Origin of the sequence: Actinoallomurus sp. NPDC052308 (genome assembly GCF_040679195.1) — a bacterium.
GTDB lineage: Bacteria > Actinomycetota > Actinomycetes > Streptosporangiales > Streptosporangiaceae > Actinoallomurus > Actinoallomurus liliacearum.
Window position 1 is genome coordinate 385,329 of sequence record NZ_JBFAUM010000002.1, and the last position, 19,071, is coordinate 404,399.

At 68.8% G+C, this 19,071-nt stretch carries 17 protein-coding genes and 2 pseudogenes; 9 read left to right on the top strand and 10 right to left on the bottom strand.

The window, feature by feature from the left end:
- Window positions 1-148 precede the first annotated feature (148 nt).
- Complete coding sequence (locus tag AB0L00_RS07835; protein ID WP_364429913.1) at window positions 149-1,570, top strand: M1 family metallopeptidase; 1,422 nt, start codon at window positions 149-151, stop codon at window positions 1,568-1,570.
- A 97-nt stretch (window positions 1,571-1,667) separates the two neighbouring features.
- Window positions 1,668-3,083: a M1 family metallopeptidase gene (locus tag AB0L00_RS07840; protein ID WP_364429916.1), complete on the top strand. Its 1,416-nt coding sequence runs from the start codon at window positions 1,668-1,670 to the stop codon at window positions 3,081-3,083.
- Between the two features lie 64 nt (window positions 3,084-3,147).
- Here the strand turns inward: AB0L00_RS07840 and AB0L00_RS07845 are convergent, their stop codons facing one another.
- From AB0L00_RS07845 to AB0L00_RS07860, 4 genes are all read right to left on the bottom strand, one after another.
- Entirely contained in the window at window positions 3,148-3,894 is a 747-nt protein-coding gene (locus tag AB0L00_RS07845) for an SDR family oxidoreductase (RefSeq protein WP_364429918.1), read from the bottom strand.
- A 33-nt stretch (window positions 3,895-3,927) separates the two neighbouring features.
- Window positions 3,928-4,383: a hypothetical protein gene (locus tag AB0L00_RS07850; protein ID WP_364429921.1), complete on the bottom strand. Its 456-nt coding sequence runs from the start codon at window positions 4,381-4,383 to the stop codon at window positions 3,928-3,930.
- A gap of 312 nt (window positions 4,384-4,695) precedes the next feature.
- Window positions 4,696-4,788 (bottom strand): DUF397 domain-containing protein, encoded by a 93-nt coding sequence (locus AB0L00_RS07855; protein WP_345354479.1) that lies wholly within the window; start codon window positions 4,786-4,788, stop codon window positions 4,696-4,698.
- Window positions 4,779-5,555, bottom strand: a complete 777-nt coding sequence (locus tag AB0L00_RS07860; RefSeq protein ID WP_364429923.1) for a helix-turn-helix transcriptional regulator — start codon at window positions 5,553-5,555, stop codon at window positions 4,779-4,781. Before AB0L00_RS07860 ends, AB0L00_RS07855 begins: the two co-directional genes overlap by 10 nt.
- A 160-nt stretch (window positions 5,556-5,715) precedes the next feature.
- Here AB0L00_RS07860 and AB0L00_RS07865 point away from each other — a divergent pair, with 160 nt between their 5' ends.
- From AB0L00_RS07865 to AB0L00_RS07885, 5 genes and pseudogenes are all read left to right on the top strand, one after another.
- Window positions 5,716-6,123 carry an ATP-binding protein gene (locus AB0L00_RS07865; protein ID WP_345354483.1) on the top strand — a complete coding sequence of 136 codons (408 nt, stop codon included), beginning with the start codon at window positions 5,716-5,718 and terminating at the stop codon, window positions 6,121-6,123.
- Between the two features lie 220 nt (window positions 6,124-6,343).
- A pseudogene (gene istA, locus AB0L00_RS07870) lies at window positions 6,344-7,924 on the top strand (IS21 family transposase).
- A 102-nt stretch (window positions 7,925-8,026) separates the two neighbouring features.
- Window positions 8,027-8,290, top strand: a pseudogene (locus AB0L00_RS07875) (ATP-binding protein); the annotation flags it as partial.
- A 26-nt stretch (window positions 8,291-8,316) separates the two neighbouring features.
- Window positions 8,317-8,817, top strand: a complete 501-nt coding sequence (locus tag AB0L00_RS07880; RefSeq protein ID WP_364429926.1) for an ATP-binding protein — start codon at window positions 8,317-8,319, stop codon at window positions 8,815-8,817.
- A 92-nt stretch (window positions 8,818-8,909) separates the two neighbouring features.
- Window positions 8,910-10,115: a hypothetical protein gene (locus AB0L00_RS07885; RefSeq protein WP_364429929.1), complete on the top strand. Its 1,206-nt coding sequence runs from the start codon at window positions 8,910-8,912 to the stop codon at window positions 10,113-10,115.
- 428 nt (window positions 10,116-10,543) lie between these two features.
- Here the strand turns inward: AB0L00_RS07885 and AB0L00_RS07890 are convergent, their stop codons facing one another.
- Complete coding sequence (locus AB0L00_RS07890; RefSeq protein ID WP_364429932.1) at window positions 10,544-10,939, bottom strand: hypothetical protein; 396 nt, start codon at window positions 10,937-10,939, stop codon at window positions 10,544-10,546.
- A 256-nt stretch (window positions 10,940-11,195) separates the two neighbouring features.
- On the opposite strand from AB0L00_RS07890, the gene AB0L00_RS07895 reads away from it, so the two are divergent.
- The gene (locus AB0L00_RS07895) at window positions 11,196-12,386 is read left to right on the top strand and encodes an IS110 family transposase (protein WP_364429934.1); all 1,191 of its coding nucleotides are present in this window, start codon (window positions 11,196-11,198) and stop codon (window positions 12,384-12,386) included.
- An 8-nt stretch (window positions 12,387-12,394) separates the two neighbouring features.
- Here the strand turns inward: AB0L00_RS07895 and AB0L00_RS07900 are convergent, their stop codons facing one another.
- From AB0L00_RS07900 to AB0L00_RS07920, 5 genes are all read right to left on the bottom strand, one after another.
- Window positions 12,395-13,243, bottom strand: coding sequence for an alpha/beta fold hydrolase (locus AB0L00_RS07900; RefSeq protein WP_364429937.1), 849 nt, complete (start codon window positions 13,241-13,243; stop codon window positions 12,395-12,397).
- Between the two features lie 82 nt (window positions 13,244-13,325).
- Window positions 13,326-13,793, bottom strand: coding sequence for a helix-turn-helix domain-containing protein (locus AB0L00_RS07905; protein WP_364429939.1), 468 nt, complete (start codon window positions 13,791-13,793; stop codon window positions 13,326-13,328).
- Between the two features lie 175 nt (window positions 13,794-13,968).
- Entirely contained in the window at window positions 13,969-15,180 is a 1,212-nt protein-coding gene (ilvA, locus tag AB0L00_RS07910; protein ID WP_364429942.1) for a threonine ammonia-lyase, read from the bottom strand.
- Window positions 15,181-15,281: 101 nt separating this feature from the next.
- Entirely contained in the window at window positions 15,282-16,208 is a 927-nt protein-coding gene (locus tag AB0L00_RS07915) for an ROK family protein (RefSeq protein WP_364429945.1), read from the bottom strand.
- A 64-nt stretch (window positions 16,209-16,272) separates the two neighbouring features.
- On the bottom strand, window positions 16,273-17,466 hold the full coding sequence (locus AB0L00_RS07920; protein ID WP_364429948.1) for an FIST N-terminal domain-containing protein: 1,194 nt from the start codon (window positions 17,464-17,466) through the stop codon (window positions 16,273-16,275).
- Between the two features lie 256 nt (window positions 17,467-17,722).
- On the opposite strand from AB0L00_RS07920, the gene AB0L00_RS07925 reads away from it, so the two are divergent.
- Window positions 17,723-19,057: a sigma 54-interacting transcriptional regulator gene (locus AB0L00_RS07925; RefSeq protein WP_364431578.1), complete on the top strand. Its 1,335-nt coding sequence runs from the start codon at window positions 17,723-17,725 to the stop codon at window positions 19,055-19,057.
- The last annotated feature ends 14 nt before the right edge of the window (window positions 19,058-19,071 follow it).

Consider the following 19,071-nt stretch of genomic DNA (forward strand, 5'->3'; position numbering starts at 1 on the left):
TCCCGGAGAAGGGGGAGATTTCCGGCAAGCGGCGCGCAAAGTCTTCTTTGCGAAGACGCGACGACCGGTCCGGTTCTGCCGTTTCGCGGGCCGAATCGGGCAAAACGGCGAGTTCGCTTTATCGGCGTTTTGCGGCGAGGCTGGGGCGGTGAGCCTTCCCTCTTCCCGGATCACCGTGAGCGCGCTGCTGGTCGGCGCGCTCACCGCCTGCTCGCCCCACGGCGGTCCCGCCCGGTCATCGGCGGCATCGGCGCCGCCGGCCGTCGGTGCCACGAGCGCCGGAGACTCCTACGTTCCCGGTGACGGCAACGGCGGCTACGACGTCCAGCACTATGCCCTGGACCTGCGGATCACACCCAGGGGGACGCCCGAGCTGGCCGGCACCGCGACCGTCACCGCGGTCGCGACCAGCCCGCTGAGCCGCTTCGACCTGGACCTCACCGGACTGACCGTCTCCGAGGTCACGGTCGACGGCCGGACCGCCTCCTACTCCCGCACCGGCAGCGAACTCGCCGTCACCCCGGCCACGCCGATCGCCCGGGGCGGGCGGTTCGCCGTCCGGATCCGCTACTCCGGGAACCCCGGGCAGATCGACGACCCGGCGCTGGGCCGGTACGGCTGGATCAGCACCGCGGACGGGGTCTTCACCGGCGACGAGCCGAGCGGGGCGCACACCTGGTTCCCCTCGAACGACCACCCGGCGGACAAGGCCAGTTTCGACTTCCGGCTCACCGTGCCGCGCGGCCTCACCGCGATCGCCAACGGGATCCAGACCAAGGCCGCCACCAGCGGGAACTCGACGACCTACACCTGGCGCGAGGACGCCCCGATGGCGACCTACCTGGCGATGGTCGACGTCGGGCGCTTCAAGGTCCGCACCGGCCGTACGCCCGGTGGTGTCCCGGTGTACGCGGCGGTCGACCCGGCCGTCACGACCACCACGGCGGACAAGCTGTACACCACGACCGCACAGGTCGTGGACGCGTGGTCGAAGCTGTTCGGGCCGTACCCGTTCGCGTCGGCCGGCGGCGTCATCGACGACCTCCGGGTCGGGTTCGCGCTCGAGACGCAGACCAAGCCGGAGTACAACCCGACGATGGGCGCCGACCCGACCACGATCGCGCACGAACTGGCGCACCAGTGGTTCGGCGACAGCGTCACGATCACCCGCTGGAGCGACATCTGGCTCAACGAGGGCTTCGCCACGTACGCCGAGTGGTTGTGGGGTGAGCGGACCGGCACCGGTCCGTCCGTGCAGACGCAGTTCGACCAGCGGTACCGCCAGGTCGACAGCCCGGACCTGTGGTCGGTGCCCACGGCCGCGCCGGGCCGGTCGCAGTTGTTCGGCCGCGCGGTGTACGAACGCGGCGGGATGACCCTGCACGCGCTGCGGCAGAAGGTCGGGGACGAGAAGTTCTTCGCGATCCTGCGGGCGTGGACGAGCGAGCACCGTCACGGGAACGCCACGACCCCGCAGTTCATCGCGCTCGCCGAAAAGGTCTCCGGCAAGGATCTCGGCAGGTTCTTCCAGGTGTGGCTGTACGGAAAGACGCGCCCGACCTCGTGGTGAGCACGAGTGGAACCTTGTGATCGGCGAGGACACAGAGCATGCTGTGTCCCGCGTGACACCTGAGGCGTCGCGCCATCGAAGACAACTGGAGAGGTGCATGGCAAGGCTTACCCCACGAGCTCTGTCGATCGCCGCCATCGTGGCGGCGGCCGGTCTGCTCACCCCCCTTTCCGCCCAGGCCAAGACGGGATTCACCCCCGGCGCGCCCGGCGCCGGTGACCCGTACTTCCCCGACATGGGCAACGGCGGCTACGACGCCAGGCACTACAGCCTGTCGCTCTCGTACGACGCCGGCACCAAGGCGATCGACGCGCAGGCCACGATCTCCGCGACCGCGACGCAGAACCTCTCCCGGTTCGACCTGGACTTCCTCGGCCCGCTGAAGATCAGCAAGCTCAAGGTCGACGGGCAGCCGGCGAAGTTCGAGCGCACGGGCGCGCAGGAGCTGGTGATCACGCCTCCGCACGGCCTGCACAAGGGACGGTCGTTCACGGTGGACGTCGCCTACTCCGGCGTCCCGCAAATGATCGACGACAAGGCGCTCGGCATCTCCGGCTGGATCCAGACGCACGACGGCGCGGTCGCGCTCTCCCAGCCGTTCGGCTCCGCGACCTGGTACCCGGTCAACGACAGCACCGACGACAAGGCGACGTACGACTTCACCATCACGGTGCCGAAGGGCCTGCAGGCGCTGGCCAACGGCGAGCCGACCGGTACGCATACGCACGGGTCGACCACGACGTACCGCTGGGCGGACCGGCAGCCGACCGCGAGCGAGCTCGTCATGGTGGCGATCGGCCACTTCGACGTCAAGGACACCCGTACGCCGAGCGGTCTGCGCAACATCACCGCCGTCGACCCGACCTCGGTGAAGTCGGCCACGGCCTCGGACGACTTCAACCGGGCGACCTCCGACGTCATCGAGTGGGAGCAGAAGCTGTACGGCCGCTACCCGTTCGGCTCCGTCGGCGGCATCAACGTGCTGGCCCCGAACGTCGGCTACTCCCTGGAGACGCAGGGCCGTCCCGTGTACGCGCGCCGGTCTGCCGGCGCGCTCCCGAGCGCGGACCTGCTCGCCCACGAGCTGGGCCACCAGTGGTTCGGCGACGCCGTGACCCCGGCGCAGTGGAAGCACATCTGGCTGAACGAGGGCTTCGCGACCTACTCCGAGTGGCTCTACAGCGAGCAGCACGGCGGTCAGACGGCGCAGCAGTACTTCGACCAGGCGTACAACTCCCCGGACACCGACTGGACCGGCAAGGTCGCCGACCCGGGCCGTGATCACATCTTCGACGACCTCACCTACACGCGGGCCGCGATGACGATCCACCAGCTCCGCAAGGCCGTCGGTGACAAGGTGTTCTTCCAGCTGATCAAGGCGTGGCCGGCCGAGCACCGCTACGGCAACGCCACGACGGCGCAGTTCATCTCCTTCACCGAGCACTTCACCCACAAGAACCTGGACAAGCTGTTCAAGGCGTGGGTCTACAGCGAGGGCAAGCCCGCCCTGTAGGCAAGAGCTCGAAGACGACCCGGTGACTCGGTGAGTCACCGGGTCGTTCGCTTCGCCGCGTCGGTCAGCCGGCGGCCATGCCGTTGTCGACGCTGAGCACCGCGCCGTGGATCGAGCGCCCTTCGTCCGAGGCGACGTAGGCGAACAGCGAGGCGACGTCCTCCGCTTCACCCGCGTTGCGGAGCGGGGCGTAGCGCATCAGCAGGTCGACCTCGACGTCCGTGGGGAACTCCCAGTTCTGGATGAGCGGCGTGTCGATGACCCCCGGGGCGATGGCGTTCACGCGGATGCCCCGCTTGACGTATTCCATCGCCAGCGCCTTGGTCATCTGGATCACCGCGCCCTTCGAGGCGCAGTACGCCACCGTGTACGCCTGTCCCACCAGCCCCGCGCTGGAAGCGATGTTGATGATGTTCCCGCCGGTCTCCAGCAGGTACGGCACCGCGGCCTGGCTGAGGAAGAAGCACGCGTCCACGTTGACGCCCATCAGCCGGCGGTACTGCTCGACGGTCAGCTCGGTGAAGTGATCGGACCGGGCGACGCCCGCGATGTTGCCGAGTACGTCGATCCGGGAGTACGCGTCGACGCACTCTTGGACCACCGCCGCACAGGTCGCGGGGTCGGAGACGTCGGCCGTGCGAGTGGTGACCGTCCCGTCCGCGAGCGACGCGGTCTCCTTCAGCCGCTCGGCGTCGAGGTCGACGGCGAACACGGTGGCGCCCTCCCCCACCAGGCGGAGTGTGGTGGCGCGGCCGATGCCGGAGGCCGCGCCGGTGATCAGCGCGACCTTTGCTGCGAAACGCTGGGACATGCGGGTCGTCCTTCCCGGTGGGGCCGCCGGTGTTCAGGCGAGTACGCAGTGAGTGCCGCGGAAGATGGTCGGCATGCACTTGTTGCAGTGGATGCACAGCGACCGCGTTGCGGGATCCTTGCGAATGCGGTTGACGAGGTCGGGCTCGCGGAGCAGCGCGCGGGCCATGGCGACGAACTGGAAGCCCTCGGCCATCGCGCGGTCCATCGTCGCCCGCTCGGTGATGCCGCCCAGCAGCACCAGCGGAAGCTTCAGGGCGGCGCGGAACTGGCGGGCGCTGTCCAGCAGGAACGCCTCCTGGTAGGGGTAGCTCCGCAGGAAACGCCCGCCGACCAGCGCGATCCCCAGCCGCTGCGGCTGCGGAAACGCCCTGGCGAACTCCCGGAGCGGCGCGTCGCCCCGGAACAGGTACATCGGGTTGAGCAGCGAACTGCCCACCGTCAGCTCCAGGGCGTCGACGCCGCCGTCGCGCTCCAGCCACTGGGCCACCTGCAGGCCAGATCTGATGCCGCTCGGTACGGCCCTCCGGCGCCACCGCGCAGTACGCCACCGTCGTCATGCCGACCCCACCCGCCGCGTGCCGCCGATGGAACTCGACCAGCTCGTCGGTGACGACGGCGCCCTTCGTCATCCCCTCGAACGTCGCCGCCTTGATGACCCGGTTCCGAAGGGTCAACGGCCCGAGCCGCGCCGCCTCGAACACATCCGGGGCCGCGGATCCCTGCTCCATACGCACGCCTCCTGCCGCCCCGAAAGACGTCCGGCGCGGCCGCGAGTCCATCCGCGGCCGCCGCCGGCCGATCACTCGCCGTCGAGCACGGTCACCTCGACGCAGTCGCCGCCGTTGTCACTGCTGCGCTTAGACTTCCGCCACTGCGCGTCGTTCACGTCCATCTCTCTTCCGCCGTTCTCCTGATGAAGTCCAACGACTCTCGCTGGGAAAGGGCATGGGTACGGATCGTCTCCCACACATCCTCTAAGGCGGCTATGTCCTCGTGGTTGCCGGTGACGATCCCGCGAACGGCCGTGTCTATATAACCCACCTCACTACCGTCGATCGTCCCGATTGTAAAGGCCCCCGACAGTCGCGGGCTGGCGTCGGAGGGGACGACCTGCACGGTGACGTGCTCGGAAACGCTGTCGACCAGCCGCATGAGCTGCTCGTGCATCACCTTCGGGCCGCCCTTGTCGCGGTAGAGAACCGCTTCGTCGATGACGAAGTGCAGTTTCGGCGGCGGGTCCGCCGAGAGAAGCGCCTGGCGCTCCATTCGCGTCTGCACCGCCGCCTCGTTCCCGCCGAGGAGGACCCGCGCGTAGTCCTCGGTCTGCAGCAGACCGGGCATGATCGCGAGTTGGAACGACCGGAGCCGGGACGCCCGGCGTTCTTCGATCAGCCAGTCGCGTATCCAGTGGGGAAGGCTCTCCTGCTCGAGGAGATCGAAGAGATCGACCAGTGCGCCGTCCGAGGTTTGGAGCGCGCGTTCTATCGCGGCGACCATCTCTCGGGAGGGGCGCTCCCGCCCCGTCTCGATCGCGCTGATCGTCTTGTCCGAGCAGGGGATCTCCTTGGCCAGCTCGACCTGTGTGTATCCCGTCCGCTTCCGGTTCCGGCGGATCGCCGCTGCGAGCTTGATCAGGGCCGGGCTCGGGGGATTGCCCATGTCGATACCTTTCTGTCCGACTCTAGATATCTCTCGTCGGCTCCGTGAGTTGCCACGAATTCTCTGCGCGTTGTGACCGTTCAATTCCGGAGCGTAGCGCATGTCGGCACTGTGGACAGAGCTTGCAGAAAGGCAGGCCATTCAAGGCGGGAGCCGTCCCATGCGCCAACTGCCCACAGAGCCGAACGACATCCGGACCCTAACGATCATGGGTGACCCCAAAGAGGCCAAGCGCGCCCGCGCCTTCGCGCGCACAACACTCGACAGCCTCGGCTGTAACCCCAGCACGATCGACGACGGAGAATTGATCGTCTCCGAATTGGCCACGAACGCGATCGCCGCGGCTCCCGGAAAACAGATCGACATATCGATCTTCCCGATCAAGGACCTCGTCGCCATCTATGTCTACGACCCCGCGAACGAGCTACCCCGGCGACAGCGCCCGACCCTGGCCGGCGAAAAAGGACGCGGCCTCGCGATCGTCAGGAGCTGCTCGTATCGGCACGGGACCTCCCCGAGCGCTTCGGGAGGGAAGGTCGTCTGGGCGATGGTGCGGAGGTACTCGTGATCGATGTCGACGGTCACGTTATTGAGCACGCGATCACGTAATTGAGCACGGTGCCGTGTGGTGCGATCACGGTTTTGGGCACGGTGCGGGTGCCCGCGATCACGTTATTGAGCATGCTCACGACGTGCGCGTGTCGGGTGGACCTGGTCATCGGCGACCCAAGATCCTCTGGGGGTCTTCTAACGGTGTCGGGGGAGCCGTGGCAAGGAGAACCTTCGAGATGGTGGATATCGTTGAGATCTTGACGCACTGGTATGCGGGCCGGTCGATCAAGGACATCTCGGCCAGTTTGGGTGTGGCACGGAACACGGTCAGCAAGTACGTGGCACCCGCAGTGCGGGCGGAGTTGCGGCCGGGCGGGGCGCCGGTCAGCGAGGACGAGTGGGCCGAGCGGATCCGTGAGTGGTTCCCGCAGCTGCGGGATGGCCGGTTGCGGCAGGTGACCTGGCCGGCGATCGAGGCGCACCGGGATTACATCGTCGACCAGCTCAACCGCAACGTGACGATGGCGACGATCCACCAGCGGCTGACCGACGAGCACGGGTTGGCGTGCTCGGTGGCCTCGCTGCGCCGGTGGGTGCGCGCCAACCTGCCCGAGGAATTGCGGCGAGAGCAGGTGACGGTGCTGCGGCTGACCCCGCCTGAGCCGGGGAAGAAGCCCAGGTCGATTACGGCAAGCTCGGACGGTGGGTCGATCCGGCGACCGGTACGAAGCACACGGTGTGGGCGTTCGCGATCGTGTTGTGCGCGAGCCGTCACATGTTCGTCCGCCCAGTGATCACGATGGACCAGCAGGCCTGGACGCAGGCGCATGTGGAGGCCTTTGAGTTCTTCGGCGGTGCCCCACAGCGCATCGTCCCGGATAACCTCAAGACCGGGGTGGACAAGCCCGACCTATATGACCCGAAGATCAACCGCTCCTATGCCGAACTCGGCGTGCACTACGGGGTGCTGATCGACCCGGCGCGTTCAGGGAAGCCGAAGGACAAGCCGCAGGTGGAACGGCCGATGCCGTATATCCGCGACTCGTTTTGGCGGGGCCGGGAAGAGACGTTCACCAGCCTGGAGCACATGCGGGCCGAGGCGGTGCGCTGGTGCCTGCAGGTGGCCGGGCAACGCCAGTGCCGCCCGCTGGAAGGCGCGGCGCCGTTGTCGGTGTTCCGCAGCCTTGAGCAGCCGGCGCTGATGGCGCTGCCGGGCGGCGTTCGAGCTGGCTACCTGGTCACGCGGCAAGGTCGGCCCGGACATCCACGTCAAGGTCGGCAAGTGCCTGTACTCGGTGCCGTGGAAGTACATCGGCAAGACCGTGGACGCCCGCTCGACGCTGAACGCGGTGCAGTTGTTCGTCGACGGTGAGCTGATCAAGACGCACGTGCGTAAGCCGAAGGGCAAGCAGACCGACCTGAACGACTACCCGCCGGAGAAGATCGCGTTCTTCCAGCGCACCCCGGCCTGGTGCCGCAAACGCGCCGCCGAGGTCGGCCCCGCGTGCGCCGCGGTGATCGACGAACTGTTGGCCGGAAACGCGCTGCATAACCTGCGCAGCGCCCAGGGAATCCTCGGCCTGGCCGACCGGCACGACGCCGACCGGCTGGAGGCGGCCTGCGCCAGGGCGCTGGCCGCCGACGACCCGTCGTACCGGACGGTCAAAGGCATCCTGGCAGCCGCCCCCGACCAGACCGCTGACTCGTGCGAGCCCGTGGGTGACGGCGGGGCTTCGGCGTTCCTTCGCGGTCCGCAGGGCCTGTTCGCCGACAACGTTGTGCCGCTGTCGGCGGCGCGGTCAGCCGAAGCGTCCTGACCGTCCTGCTCAACACCCCGCCCGCGGCGGGAGAACACGGGTGCCCGGCGCAGCGGCCGGGCACCCGAAAGTGAATCAACCAACGGATAAGGATACAGACTCATGACCAGCCAGTTCGAGATCGGCGCACTGGACAAAGCGCTACGTAAGCTGAAGCTGTCGGGGATGCTGGAGACCCTGGATGCCCGCCTGAGCCAGGCACGCGCTGGTGACCTGGGGCACGTGGAGTTCCTGCTGGCGTTGTGTGAGGACGAGATCAACCGCCGCGAATCCGCGGCCATCGCCCGTCGGCAGCGCCGCGCGAAGTTCGACGAACAAGTCACTCTGGAAGGGTTCGACTTCAAGGCCTCGACCAAGATTCCCGCCGCGGTGATCCGGGAGACCTGGCCACCTTGGGCTGGCTGCATGAGGGCAGCTCGATCATCCTCTACGGGCCCGTCGGGGTCGGAAAAACTCACGTCGCGCAGTCGCTGGGTCAGCTCGTCATCCGCGCCGGATTCGACGTCCGGTTCATCAAGGCCTCCCGCGCCTTGGCGCACCTGTCCGGCGGGCACGCCGACGGGTCCTGGAACAAGCGCCTGGCCGAACTCGCCCGCCCCGCCGTGCTCATCCTGGATGACTGGGCGATGCGCGAGCTCAAAGCCGCCCAAGCTGATGATCTGTATGAGCTGGTCAGTGAACGTGCCGTGGCCCGCAAGCCGCTGATCTTGACCTCGAATCGGGCCCCGAAGGACTGGTATCCGCTGTTCCCGAACAAGGTCGTCGGCGAGTCGCTGCTGGACCGGTTGATCAACAACTCCTACCAGGTGTTCATGGACGGCCCCAGCTACCGGCCCAACAAACGCCCCGGACGCCCCACGGCCTCCGCCGACGCCGGTCGAGCATCGGGGTAGACCGGCGTTGGTGGCCTGCTGGGAGGGTATAGCCGCGAGACCACACGTTCTGTGGCATGTGGGAGTTGACCGAGACTCCATAATTACCAGCTATGACCGAAATGATCGTTGACTCAGTCACCGAATCCAAGCGGCGTCGGCCGTGGCGCATCATTTGGATCGCGGGCCTGGCTGCAGTTGCGGCGGTGGTGGGCGTTCTGGTCGTGGTCGTCTCGCACCGGAAGATACCTACCTATCAGGCCGACGTCCTGTCCGACCGGGGCTATGTCGACGCGATGGCGTTCAGTCCGGACGGCAAGATCCTGGCTGTGGGTGAGGCTGACAAGACCGATGGCCCTCCCGGTATCCGCAACGCGGACCAGGGAGGGCTCTCGCTGTGGGACGTGGCCGGCCGCCGGAGCGTCGCCACCCTGACCCTCGACCGGCGCTTGTCTTACCGCCTACGCTCCATCGAATCGGTGGCGTTCAGCCCCGATGGAAAGACTCTTGCCGCTAGCGGGATCGCCCGCAAAGCAGACGGAGCAGTCGAGGAAGGCGTCTGGTTGTGGGACATGGCGAACCGTCAGAACATCGCCACCAGTAGCCTCGATCATCGCCTCCCTTTCCGGCACGGCCACGTTCAGTCGGTGGCCTTCAGCCCCGACGGAAAGACCCTGGCCATCGGCGGATGCAACACCGGCGCAGCCAACTTTCCAACCGGGGGAGGGACCTGGCTTTGGGATCTGGCCGGCCAGCGGAACCTTGGCACCCTCACCGCCGCTGACCGCTGTGTCGAGTACGTGGCGTTCAGCCATAACGGCACGACGCTGGTCAGCACCGAGGGGGGCGTCATCTCCTCCGACAGCCGGGCCCAGTTGTGGGACACGGCCAGCCGCCGACTGATCACCACCGTCGCCCCGGGCGGCAACGGTCACAGGATCTTCTCGTCAGCGTTCAGTCCCGATGGCAAGACCCTGGCCGTCGGCGGACGGATCCACGTGACAGAGGGGGGCCTTTGGTTGTGGGACGTTACCAGGCATCGGAAGATCACCGCGCTCCCTGTCCCTGACGTCATCGTCAGCTCGTTGATGTTCAGTCCCGATGGCAAGACCCTGGCCGTCGGTGCGCTCTACACCAAACCAGCCGACAACACATCCAAGGGAGGGGTCTGGTTGTGGGACGCGAGCAGCCACCGAAAGATCGCCGCCCTCACCCTCGACCGTGGCCGTTTCGTTAAGTCGGTGGCCTTCAGCCCCGACGGAAAGACCCTGGCCATCGGCGGAGAGGGGATCGGGTTGGGGCGGGCGCGTGAGAAGTAAAGAACGCACGAAGGCCTGAAGATTGAAGATAGAGCACCGGAACCGAACATCGCTGTAGTCGACGTGTCGTCAAGGTCCACAGATGCCATCGCCGACATCATCAGCCGCCCCGTAAAGAACGTGTATGCCGTTGGCCAAGTCATCACAGGACGCCGACAATCGAGGCTAACAAACTATTTCGGGCACGAACGTCGTGAGTGTGCTCAATAATTTGCTTGCGGTCGCCGCCACCACTGCTCAATTCTCTGATCGCAGCCGTGCTCAATTAGCTGATCACCTACATGATCGACGCCACCCTCACCATCGAGCACATCAAGGCGCGGTTCTCCGAATGGATGATCGCATTCGACCCGTCGATGCGCTGTTACTGGCTCCTTCACTGGCGCTACCTGGAGCTCGGGTGGTGCCAGCGCTGTCGGCGCGTGGGGTCACATCACCGTGTCGGTTTCCAGCGGTCCGGCGGTGATGCGGATCTCCCGGATCCGGAGCGGTTGTCCGTCGTCCAGGTAGTAGATGTGCATGAAGGGGGCGCGCACCATGTGGTCCGGTTCGGTCTTCTTGGCCATGGTCGCCTCGCCGCGCAGGAACACGACGCCGTCGGCCTTCCAGCACTCGAGCACGTCGTGGGTGATGTTCAGCGGTTCGTCGATCTTGACGAAGAACGCCTTGATGGCCTCGGCACCGCGGATGTGCGCGGTGCCGAAGAACATCTCGGTGTCCTCGGTCATACGCGCGAACCCTTCCCCGAACTCAAGGGTGTCGATCTCGCGCATGATCCGCAGGATCCAGTCCGGCGTCGCCGCCGGCGTCGCGTCGTGGGTCATGGTCGGCTCCCTCAGACGGTCCTACGTTGTTGGTACGGGTTGAACGGGCTGTCGTAAGGTCCAAAGGCCCAGAGACGCCGGGTATGGCTTTCAGACGGTTGCACGTGATGGTTCCCGCTACCTGGCCGCCCGGTGTCTCACGACGACTCGGCCGCTGATTAGGAGCTGCGAGCCCCTTGGGGTTGCATCGCTGGGTAGGACCACGCTGGCGAGGTCGTCCGGAGCACCGAGCACAATCGAACGACCGGAGGAACAGGTGGCCCAGATCTGGGCGGGGACGGACATCGGCAAGACCCACCACCACTGCGTGGTGCTGGACGCCGAGGGCAGGCGGCTGCTGTCGCGCAAGGTGCTGAACGATGAGCCGGAGCTGCTGGCCCTGCTCACCGACGTGCTGGACCTGGCCGAGGACGTCGTATGGGCGGTCGACGTCGCCGACGGCATGGCCGTCCTGTGGATCAACATCCTGCTGGCCCACGGCCAGCAGCTCGTCTACATACCCGGCCTGGCGGTCAACCGGGCCGCGGCCGGTTACCGGGGAGGCGGCAAGACCGACGCCAAGGACGCCACCGTCATCGCCGACCAGGCCCGTATGCGGCGTGACCTGACCGTCTTGCGGCCTGATGACGAGCACGCGGTCGAGCTGCGGATCCTCACCGGCCGCCGGGCCGACCTGAACGCCGACCGGACCCGCCGGATCAACCGTCTGCGCGGCCAGCTCACCAGCATCTTCCCAGCGTTGGAACGGGTGCTGGACCTGGGCAACATCGGCCCGCTGGTCTTGTTGACCGGCTACCAGACGCCGGCCGCGCTGCGGCGGACCGGCCGCGGCCGGCTGGCCGCCTGGCTGCGCAACCGCAAGGTCCGTGGCGCCGAGGCCCTGGCCGCAGCCGCCGTGGATGCCGCCGAGCGCCAGCACACCACCGTCCCCGGGGAGAAGATCGCCGCCCAGGTGATCCATACCCTGGCCAAGGAGGTGATGGGCCTCAATGAGCAGATCGCCGAGATGGACAAGCTCATCGCGGCCCGGTTTCGCGCCCATGAGCTCGCCGAGGTGATCGCCAGCATGCCCGGCATCGGCCCGCTGCTGGGCGCGGAGTTCCTGGCCGCCACCGCCGGCGACATGAGCCGCTTCGGCAGCCCGGACCGCTTGGCCAGCCTGGCCGGCCTCGCCCCGGTACCGCGCGATTCCGGCCAGATCAGCGGCAATCTGCACCGCCCCCGGCGCTATCACCGGCGCCTGCAACGCGTCTTCTACACCTCCGCGCTGATCAGCATCCGCAACTGCGAGGAATCCCGCCGCTTCTACGCACGCAAGCGCGCCGAGGGCAAGCGGCACACCCAAGCGGTCCTCGCGCTGGCTCGCCGACGAGTGAACGTGCTGTGGGCCCTGATCCGTGACGGACGGTGCTACCAAGGCGAGCCTCCCGTCAGCTCGGCGGCTTGACAACTCCATTAGGAGGTGGCGGGCAGAGCGGCAAGAAAGGCGTCGATCTCGGCGTTGACGGCGTCGGGGTTCTCGCGCGCCGCCAGGTGGCCGGTGTGAAGCAGCACGCGGAACGTGCTGCCCTCGATGGCGTCGGCCATCTTGCGCACGGCGTGCACCGGGAACTGGCTGTCCTCTTCACCGGCGATGATCAGGACCGGGATGTTCCTGATGGTGGCCAGCCGGCGGTGCTCGTCCTTGCGGCCGATGAGGATGCTGCGCAACGCCCATGCCACGGATTTGGGGTCGTCGCGCAGGACGAAGTCGGTGAACTTCAGGAACTCCGGGTTGGTGGCCTCCGCGGTCGGGCCGGCGAACGCCGCGCGCGCGGCCCTGGCGGCCAGTGGCGGCATCTTGGCGTGCAGCGAGAGGTAGGTCGCCAGAGCGGTGGCCCAGATGCTCTCGAACATCGTGGGCAGTGAGGCGGTGCAGTTGATGCCGATCGCCGCCGCGGTGCGCTCGGGGTGGTAGGCGGGAAAGACCCCGGCGAGCATGCCGCCCCAGCTGTTGCCCATGAGCACGCACTTGTCGATCGCGAGGCTGTCGAGGATCTCGACCAGCGCGTCCGCACAGTCCCTGAGGTCGATGATCTTGCGAAGGGCGTCGGACCTGCCGTGCCCCGGGCTGTCGATGAGCACCATGCGGTGGCTGGGGGCGAAGTGCTCGTACTGATAGCGCCACATGGTGCCGTCCATCATCAGGCTGGGCCAGCAGACCATGGCCGGGCCGTCGGGCCGGCCTCCCTCGCGCACGTTGATCAGCCCGAGGGAGGTGGGGATCAGCTTCTCGGTGACCTCATCAAGCCAGCTTGTCGTCATGACCAGTCGTCCTTTCACGCGACGGAGCCATGACTAGTACTGTATTGCTACTAGTTCATAGTTGCAACTAGTTGCCTCGCGATCAGACTCCCTCCACTTCCTCCTCCTGGACGCCGAGCGGCAGCAGGGTCGAAGCCACGATCGGCTGGTGGCAGGCGCTGCAGGCGAGATAGGGGTCGGTCTCACCGCCGCAGGCCGTGTGCACCAGCGGGCGGCGAGCCTCTTCTCCCCCGGTCGCGTGGCCCTCCGCCCAACGGGTGATCGCCACGATGGCCGGGACGACCAGCTCGCGGGCGGCCTCGGTGAGTTCGTACTCGTACCACGGCTTGTCGGAACGGTAGGCGCGCCTGGACAGCAGACCCAGCTCGGTCAGATCGTTCAGACGCGACGTGAGGATGTTCGCCGAGATGCCGAGGGTGCGCTTGAGCTCACCGAATCGGCGGACACCGAAGAACACCTCCCGCAGGATCTGATAGCTCCAGCGTTCGGAGATCGCGGCGAGGAACGCCTGGCCGTGCTGGAACGTGACATGTCCGGTACGATCAGCCACAACCCCTCCAGTAGTTTCAGAACACAACTAGTTCGTGAATTCTACTATCGGCGTCTCGGGGCGGACGCGGATCGGGCCGACAGTGCCGCGCGACAGGGCGGGTCGGCCAGACCACCGACCAGGCCGCCCGACCCGGCGCGGCGGGCGGGAGGCCAGAGCGCGGCGGCGGCGAACGTCAGCTGAAGCTGAGGGTGTAGCCCTCGGCGCGGAGGCGGCCGAGGACCTCGTCGCAGTGGTCCGGGCCGCGGGTCTCCAGGTGCAGCGACACCTCGGCCTCGTCGATGTTCAACCGGGCGGCGGTCCGCTGGTGGACGACGTCCAGGACGTTGACGCCCAGTTCGGCCAGCTCGCTCAGCAGCGTGACCAGCGCGCCGGGCCGGTCCGGGAGCCGGACGCGGAACATCAGGTAACGGCCGGCCACCGCCAGTCCGTGGCGGAGCACCTTCGACAGCAGCAAGGGGTCGATGTTGCCCCCGGACAGCACCGTCACCACGGGCGGCTCGAACATCTGCGGACGGTCCAGGAGCGCGGCGACGCCGACCGCGCCGGCGGGCTCGACGACCTGTTTCGAACGTTCCAGGCAGTTCAGCAGCGCCTGGGAGATCATCTCCTCCGAAACGGTGACGACCGAGTCCACGAGCTTGGAGATCAGTTCGAAGGTGAGGTCGCCCGGCCGGCCGACCGCGATGCCGTCGGCCATGGTGCCGACCGGCTCCACGGACACGGGGCGTCCGGCGGCCAGCGACGGCGGGAAGGCCGCCGCGCGCTCGGCCTGGACGCCGACGACCCGTACGTCCGGACGCAGTTCCTTCACAGCCGCGGCGATCCCCGCGACCAGGCCTCCACCGCCGACCGGCACCACGATCGTGCGGACCTCCGGGCACTGCTCGAGGATCTCCAGGCCCACCGTGCCCTGCCCGGCGACCACGTCGGGATGGTCGAACGGGTGGATGAAGACGGCCTCGTTGTCGTGGGCGTACGCCTTGGCGGCCGCCAGGCAGGCGTCCACGCCCGGTCCGCCGAACACGACCTCCGCGCCGTACGCCCGGGTCGCGGCGACCTTCGGCAGCGGGGCGCCTTCCGGCATGAAGACGACACTCCGGCAGCCGAGCAGCGTGGCGGCCAGCGCAACGCCCTGCGCGTGGTTCCCGGCGCTCGCCGCGACGACGCCGCGCGCCCGCTCCTCCGCGCTGAGGCGGGCGATGCGGACGTACGCCCCGCGCGCCTTGAACGACCCCGCGCGCTGGAGGTTCTCGGCTTTCAGCAGGACGGGGCCGCCGACCTTCGCCGACAGCGACCGGGACTCCAGGATCGGGGTCGTCACGGCGACCTCGCGCAGCACCTCGCGAGCCGCACGGACCTCATCTACGCTGACGGGACCGCTCATGCCCTGAGTCTCCCACGGCAGGAAGCGGCCACTCATCTACCGGGGCGTCAGCGCCCCGGATTCTGGTCGTGGGAGCAGCCGAAATCCGGGGCGCAGTCGGCCTAGTCCTCCGCCGTCCAATAACGGTCTTCGGCGAGGATGAAGGCGGCGGCGCCGATCAGGCCGGCCATCTGGCCCAGGGCGGCGGGGACGACGCGGACCTGCCGGGCGAAGTCCATCCGGGCGTGTGCCCGTAGCGTGTCCTCGAGCGGCCGGAACAGCAGCGGGCCAGCCTGGGACAGGCCGCCGCCGATGGCCACGACCTCCAGGTCGCACAGGTGCGTCGCGGAGGCGATCGCCACGCCGAGCGCCCACCCCGCCCGGTTCATCGCCCGGACGGCGATGGGGTGTCCTCGGGCGGCGTCGGTGGCGAGGTCCTTGCCGGTCTCGCCCGGCCAGCCCTGCTCCCGCGCCCAGGCCGCCAGGCCGGGCCCCCGCGCGATGGCCTCCAGACAGCCGCGACCGCCGCACTCGCACGGCGGCCCCTCATGGTCGACGATCACGTGACCGATATGGCCCGCGTTGCCGCTCACCCCGTCGACCAGGCGGCCGCCGAGGATCAGCCCGCCGCCGACGCCGGTCGAGACGACCATGCCCAGCATGTCGCCGCGCCCGCGGCCCGCGCCGCGCCAGTGCTCTCCGACCGCCATCGCGACCGCGTCGTTGTGGAGCCGGACCGGCAGGTCCGGGTAGCGGTCCTGCAACCGCTCGCGCAGCGGGAAGCCCCGCCACGCCGGAATGTTGAGCGGCGAGACCTTCCCGCTCGGCCAGCTCATCGGGCCGCCGCACCCGACCCCGACGCCGGCGAGCCGCGCGGCGGGCAACCGGTCGATCAGGCTGAGCACCGTCCGCCAGAGGGTCTCGGCGTCGGCGTGCGGCGGCTGCGGCGTGGAGATGCGCTCGTACGCGGCGATCCGCCCGCCCGGCTCGACCAGCGCGGCGGCCAGCTTGGTGCCGCCGACGTCGACCGCGAGGACACAGTCGGTCACGGGACCTCCTTCGTCGTCCCCATGACCGCGGTGCCGTGTCGAATGGTTCCCTCGCTTCGCTCGGTCACGAGGGGCCCTCCTTGCCGCCGGGGCCGAAGGCCAGGATGGACGCGGTGAAGCTGTGCACGTGGTTGCGCCCCGCGACCGGCCCGATCTCCCCCGCGGCGAAGAACCCGCCGACGCCGGGCCCGCCGAGCACGTCGCGCAGCGTGCGCACGTCATGGTCGGAGCCGGCGAACATCGCCCGGCCCCGCCCCGTGCACGAGAACAGCAGCGCGCCCTCGATGGGCGCCAGGTCCAGGTCGGCCAGCAGGTGGGTGAGGTCCTCGTCCGCCGCGCCGGCGTCGCGCACGTGGAAGCGCACGGTCCGGCCGACCTCGATGATCTCCCCTGCGGCCAGCGCCCCCACCTCGGGGTCCGCGCCGATCACGCCGCGGACCAGGAAGTCGCCGCGCTCCTGCCGCTCGGCGTACTCGTCCATGGCCACGCCGATCAGCAGCCCCGCCTCGACCAGCCGGCGCTCGTCCTCCGGCAGCCCGGAGACGATCTCCTCCAGCTTTGCCAGCGCCGACATGCCGGCCAGCTCGTACAGGATGTTCTCCTCGGCCTTGGTGACCACCATCGTCGGGCCGATGGGCCGGGCGCCCTGGCTGACCACGGTCGACGTCATCAGCGACCCGCCGAGGAGCACGCCGACGGCCCCGGAGTCGACGATCTCCCCGTCCGCGAACAGCCGGGTGGTCCCGCGGCCGCCCTGGCCGGTGGCCAGACCGCCGACGAGCGGGAGCCCGGGCAGCACCTCCCCGGACCGCTCGACGAACGCGTCCACCGGGAAGCTGTACGGATCGGCCAGCAGCACCGCGACCACGTCGTCATCCCGGGTCTGCGGCATGCCCACGACCGCCAGGCGCGCCATCGCCTCGCCCTCCGAGGCGGGGAACTTCAGCGTCTCCAGCCGGAACGGCTCGATACGGGCCTCCGGAAGCCGGGCCGCCCAGGCGCTCACCGCGCTGGACCCCTCGACTCCCTGGCTGCCGCCGATCACCCCGGAGGCGCCGCAGCCGATGACGTTGGGGGTGCCCGCGACCTCCATCGCCCGCTGCGCCGCCGGCTCGACGGCCTCCGGGCTCGACGCGGACACGAAGACGAACACCAGGTCCGGAGGGCCGTCCAGCGGCGTCACCGCCTGCGCCACCGCGGACTCCGCGGCCGCGACCAGGTCCGGCCCGACCGCCAGCCCATCGCCGAAGCGTGCCATCGCCCCCTCCCCTGCACCATGGGTCCGATGCTTACGGTCTACCACAGCCATCTGACGAAGCCACGAGTCAATGATCGACTTCGTGGCGCGACGCGCCCCGTGGTCTGATGCGACGGTGGAGTTCCCGGCATAGGGTCATCAGGAGCGAGCCCGACGCAGCGAGTCCTGCACCACGCCGGCCGTCGGCGAGTGAGGAGCGGTACCCACAGTGAATACGCGACCAACGACACTCGGTGAGCTTCGGGCGGGCGGCCACATGCACCGGTCCGTCAAGGCCGAGATCCGGCACAACCTGCTCGCGCGGCTGCGCTCCGGAGAGCCCCGGTTCCCGGGCATCGTCGGGTTCGACGACACGGTTCTGCCGCACGTCGAGCGTGCGCTCCTCGCCGGGCACGACCTCGTCCTCCTCGGCGAGCGCGGCCAGGGCAAGTCGCGGCTGATCCGTACGCTCGGCGGACTGCTGGACGAGTGGACTCCGGTCGTCGAGGGCTGTGAGATCAACGACCACCCGTACGCCCCGGTGTGCGTGCGCTGCCGCCGGCTGGCGGCCGAGGCGGGCGACGAGCTGCCGGTCGCCTGGAAGCACCGGGACGAGCGGTACGGCGAGAAGCTCGCCACGCCGGACACGAGTGTCGGCGACCTCATCGGCGACATCGACCCGATCAAGGTCGCGGAGGGCCGTACGCTCGGGGACCCGGAGACCGTGCACTACGGCCTGGTCCCGCGCACGAACCGCGGGATCTTCTGCGTGAACGAGCTGCCCGACCTCGCCGAGCGCATCCAGGTGTCGCTGCTGAACGTCCTGGAGGAGCGGGACGTGCAGATCCGCGGCTACAACCTGCGGCTGCCGCTGGACGTCCTGCTGGTGGCCAGCGCCAACCCGGAGGACTACACGAACCGCGGCCGCATCATCACCCCGCTGAAGGACCGCTTCGGCGCGGAGATCCGCACGCACTACCCCCTGGACGTCGACGACGAGCTCGTGCTGATCGGCCAGGAGGCCGAGGTGGCGGCGGCGGTGCCGGTCCACCTGATGGAGGTCATCGCGCGGTTCACCCGGCTGGTCCGCGAGTCCCCGGCGGTCGACACGCGGTCCGGCGTGTCCGCCCGGTTCGCGATCGCCGCGACCGAGACGGTGGCGGCGTCCGCGCTGCGCCGCGCGGCCCTCGCCGGTGAGGAGCAGCCGGTGGCGCGCGTGTGCGACCTGCCGTCGATCGTGCCGACGCTGCTCGGCAAGGTCGAGTTCGAGGTCAGCGAAGAGGGCCGGGAGGAGGAGGTGCTGGCGCACCTGCTCCGCAGGGCCGTCGCGGAGACCTGGCGGCGCGCGCTCGGCCCGGTCGACCTCAGCGGCCTGCTGGACCGGTTCGACAGAGGCGCGACGGTCGACTCCGGCGAGCTGGTGGCATCGGCCGACCTGCTGCACCGCATCGGCCCGGTGTCCGGCCTGGCCCGCATCATGAACGGCCTCGGCATGGAGGGCGAGTCGCCGGGACACGCGGCGGCGGCGCTGGAGTTCGCGCTGGAGGGGCTCTACCTGATGCGCCGGCTGTCCAAGGACACCGAGGACGGGACCACCACGTACCGGACGTGACGTGCTCCGGTGCC

Bases quoted from the DNA above. Each gene is read 5' to 3' on its own strand.
- AB0L00_RS07925 (WP_364431578.1), top strand. From the start codon at position 17,723: ATGCACCGGTCCGTCAAGGCCGAGATCCGGCACAACCTGCTCGCGCGG.
- AB0L00_RS07885 (WP_364429929.1), top strand. From the start codon at position 8,910: ATGACCGAAATGATCGTTGACTCAGTCACCGAATCCAAGCGGCGTCGG.
- AB0L00_RS07855 (WP_345354479.1), bottom strand. From the start codon at position 4,788: ATGGACGTGAACGACGCGCAGTGGCGGAAGTCTAAGCGCAGCAGTGAC.
- AB0L00_RS07920 (WP_364429948.1), bottom strand. From the start codon at position 17,466: ATGGCACGCTTCGGCGATGGGCTGGCGGTCGGGCCGGACCTGGTCGCG.
- ilvA (WP_364429942.1), bottom strand. From the start codon at position 15,180: ATGAGCGGTCCCGTCAGCGTAGATGAGGTCCGTGCGGCTCGCGAGGTG.
- AB0L00_RS07900 (WP_364429937.1), bottom strand. From the start codon at position 13,243: ATGACGACAAGCTGGCTTGATGAGGTCACCGAGAAGCTGATCCCCACC.
- AB0L00_RS07845 (WP_364429918.1), bottom strand. From the start codon at position 3,894: ATGTCCCAGCGTTTCGCAGCAAAGGTCGCGCTGATCACCGGCGCGGCC.
- AB0L00_RS07890 (WP_364429932.1), bottom strand. From the start codon at position 10,939: ATGACCCACGACGCGACGCCGGCGGCGACGCCGGACTGGATCCTGCGG.
- AB0L00_RS07840 (WP_364429916.1), top strand. From the start codon at position 1,668: ATGGCAAGGCTTACCCCACGAGCTCTGTCGATCGCCGCCATCGTGGCG.
- AB0L00_RS07860 (WP_364429923.1), bottom strand. From the start codon at position 5,555: ATGGGCAATCCCCCGAGCCCGGCCCTGATCAAGCTCGCAGCGGCGATC.
- AB0L00_RS07865 (WP_345354483.1), top strand. From the start codon at position 5,716: ATGCGCCAACTGCCCACAGAGCCGAACGACATCCGGACCCTAACGATC.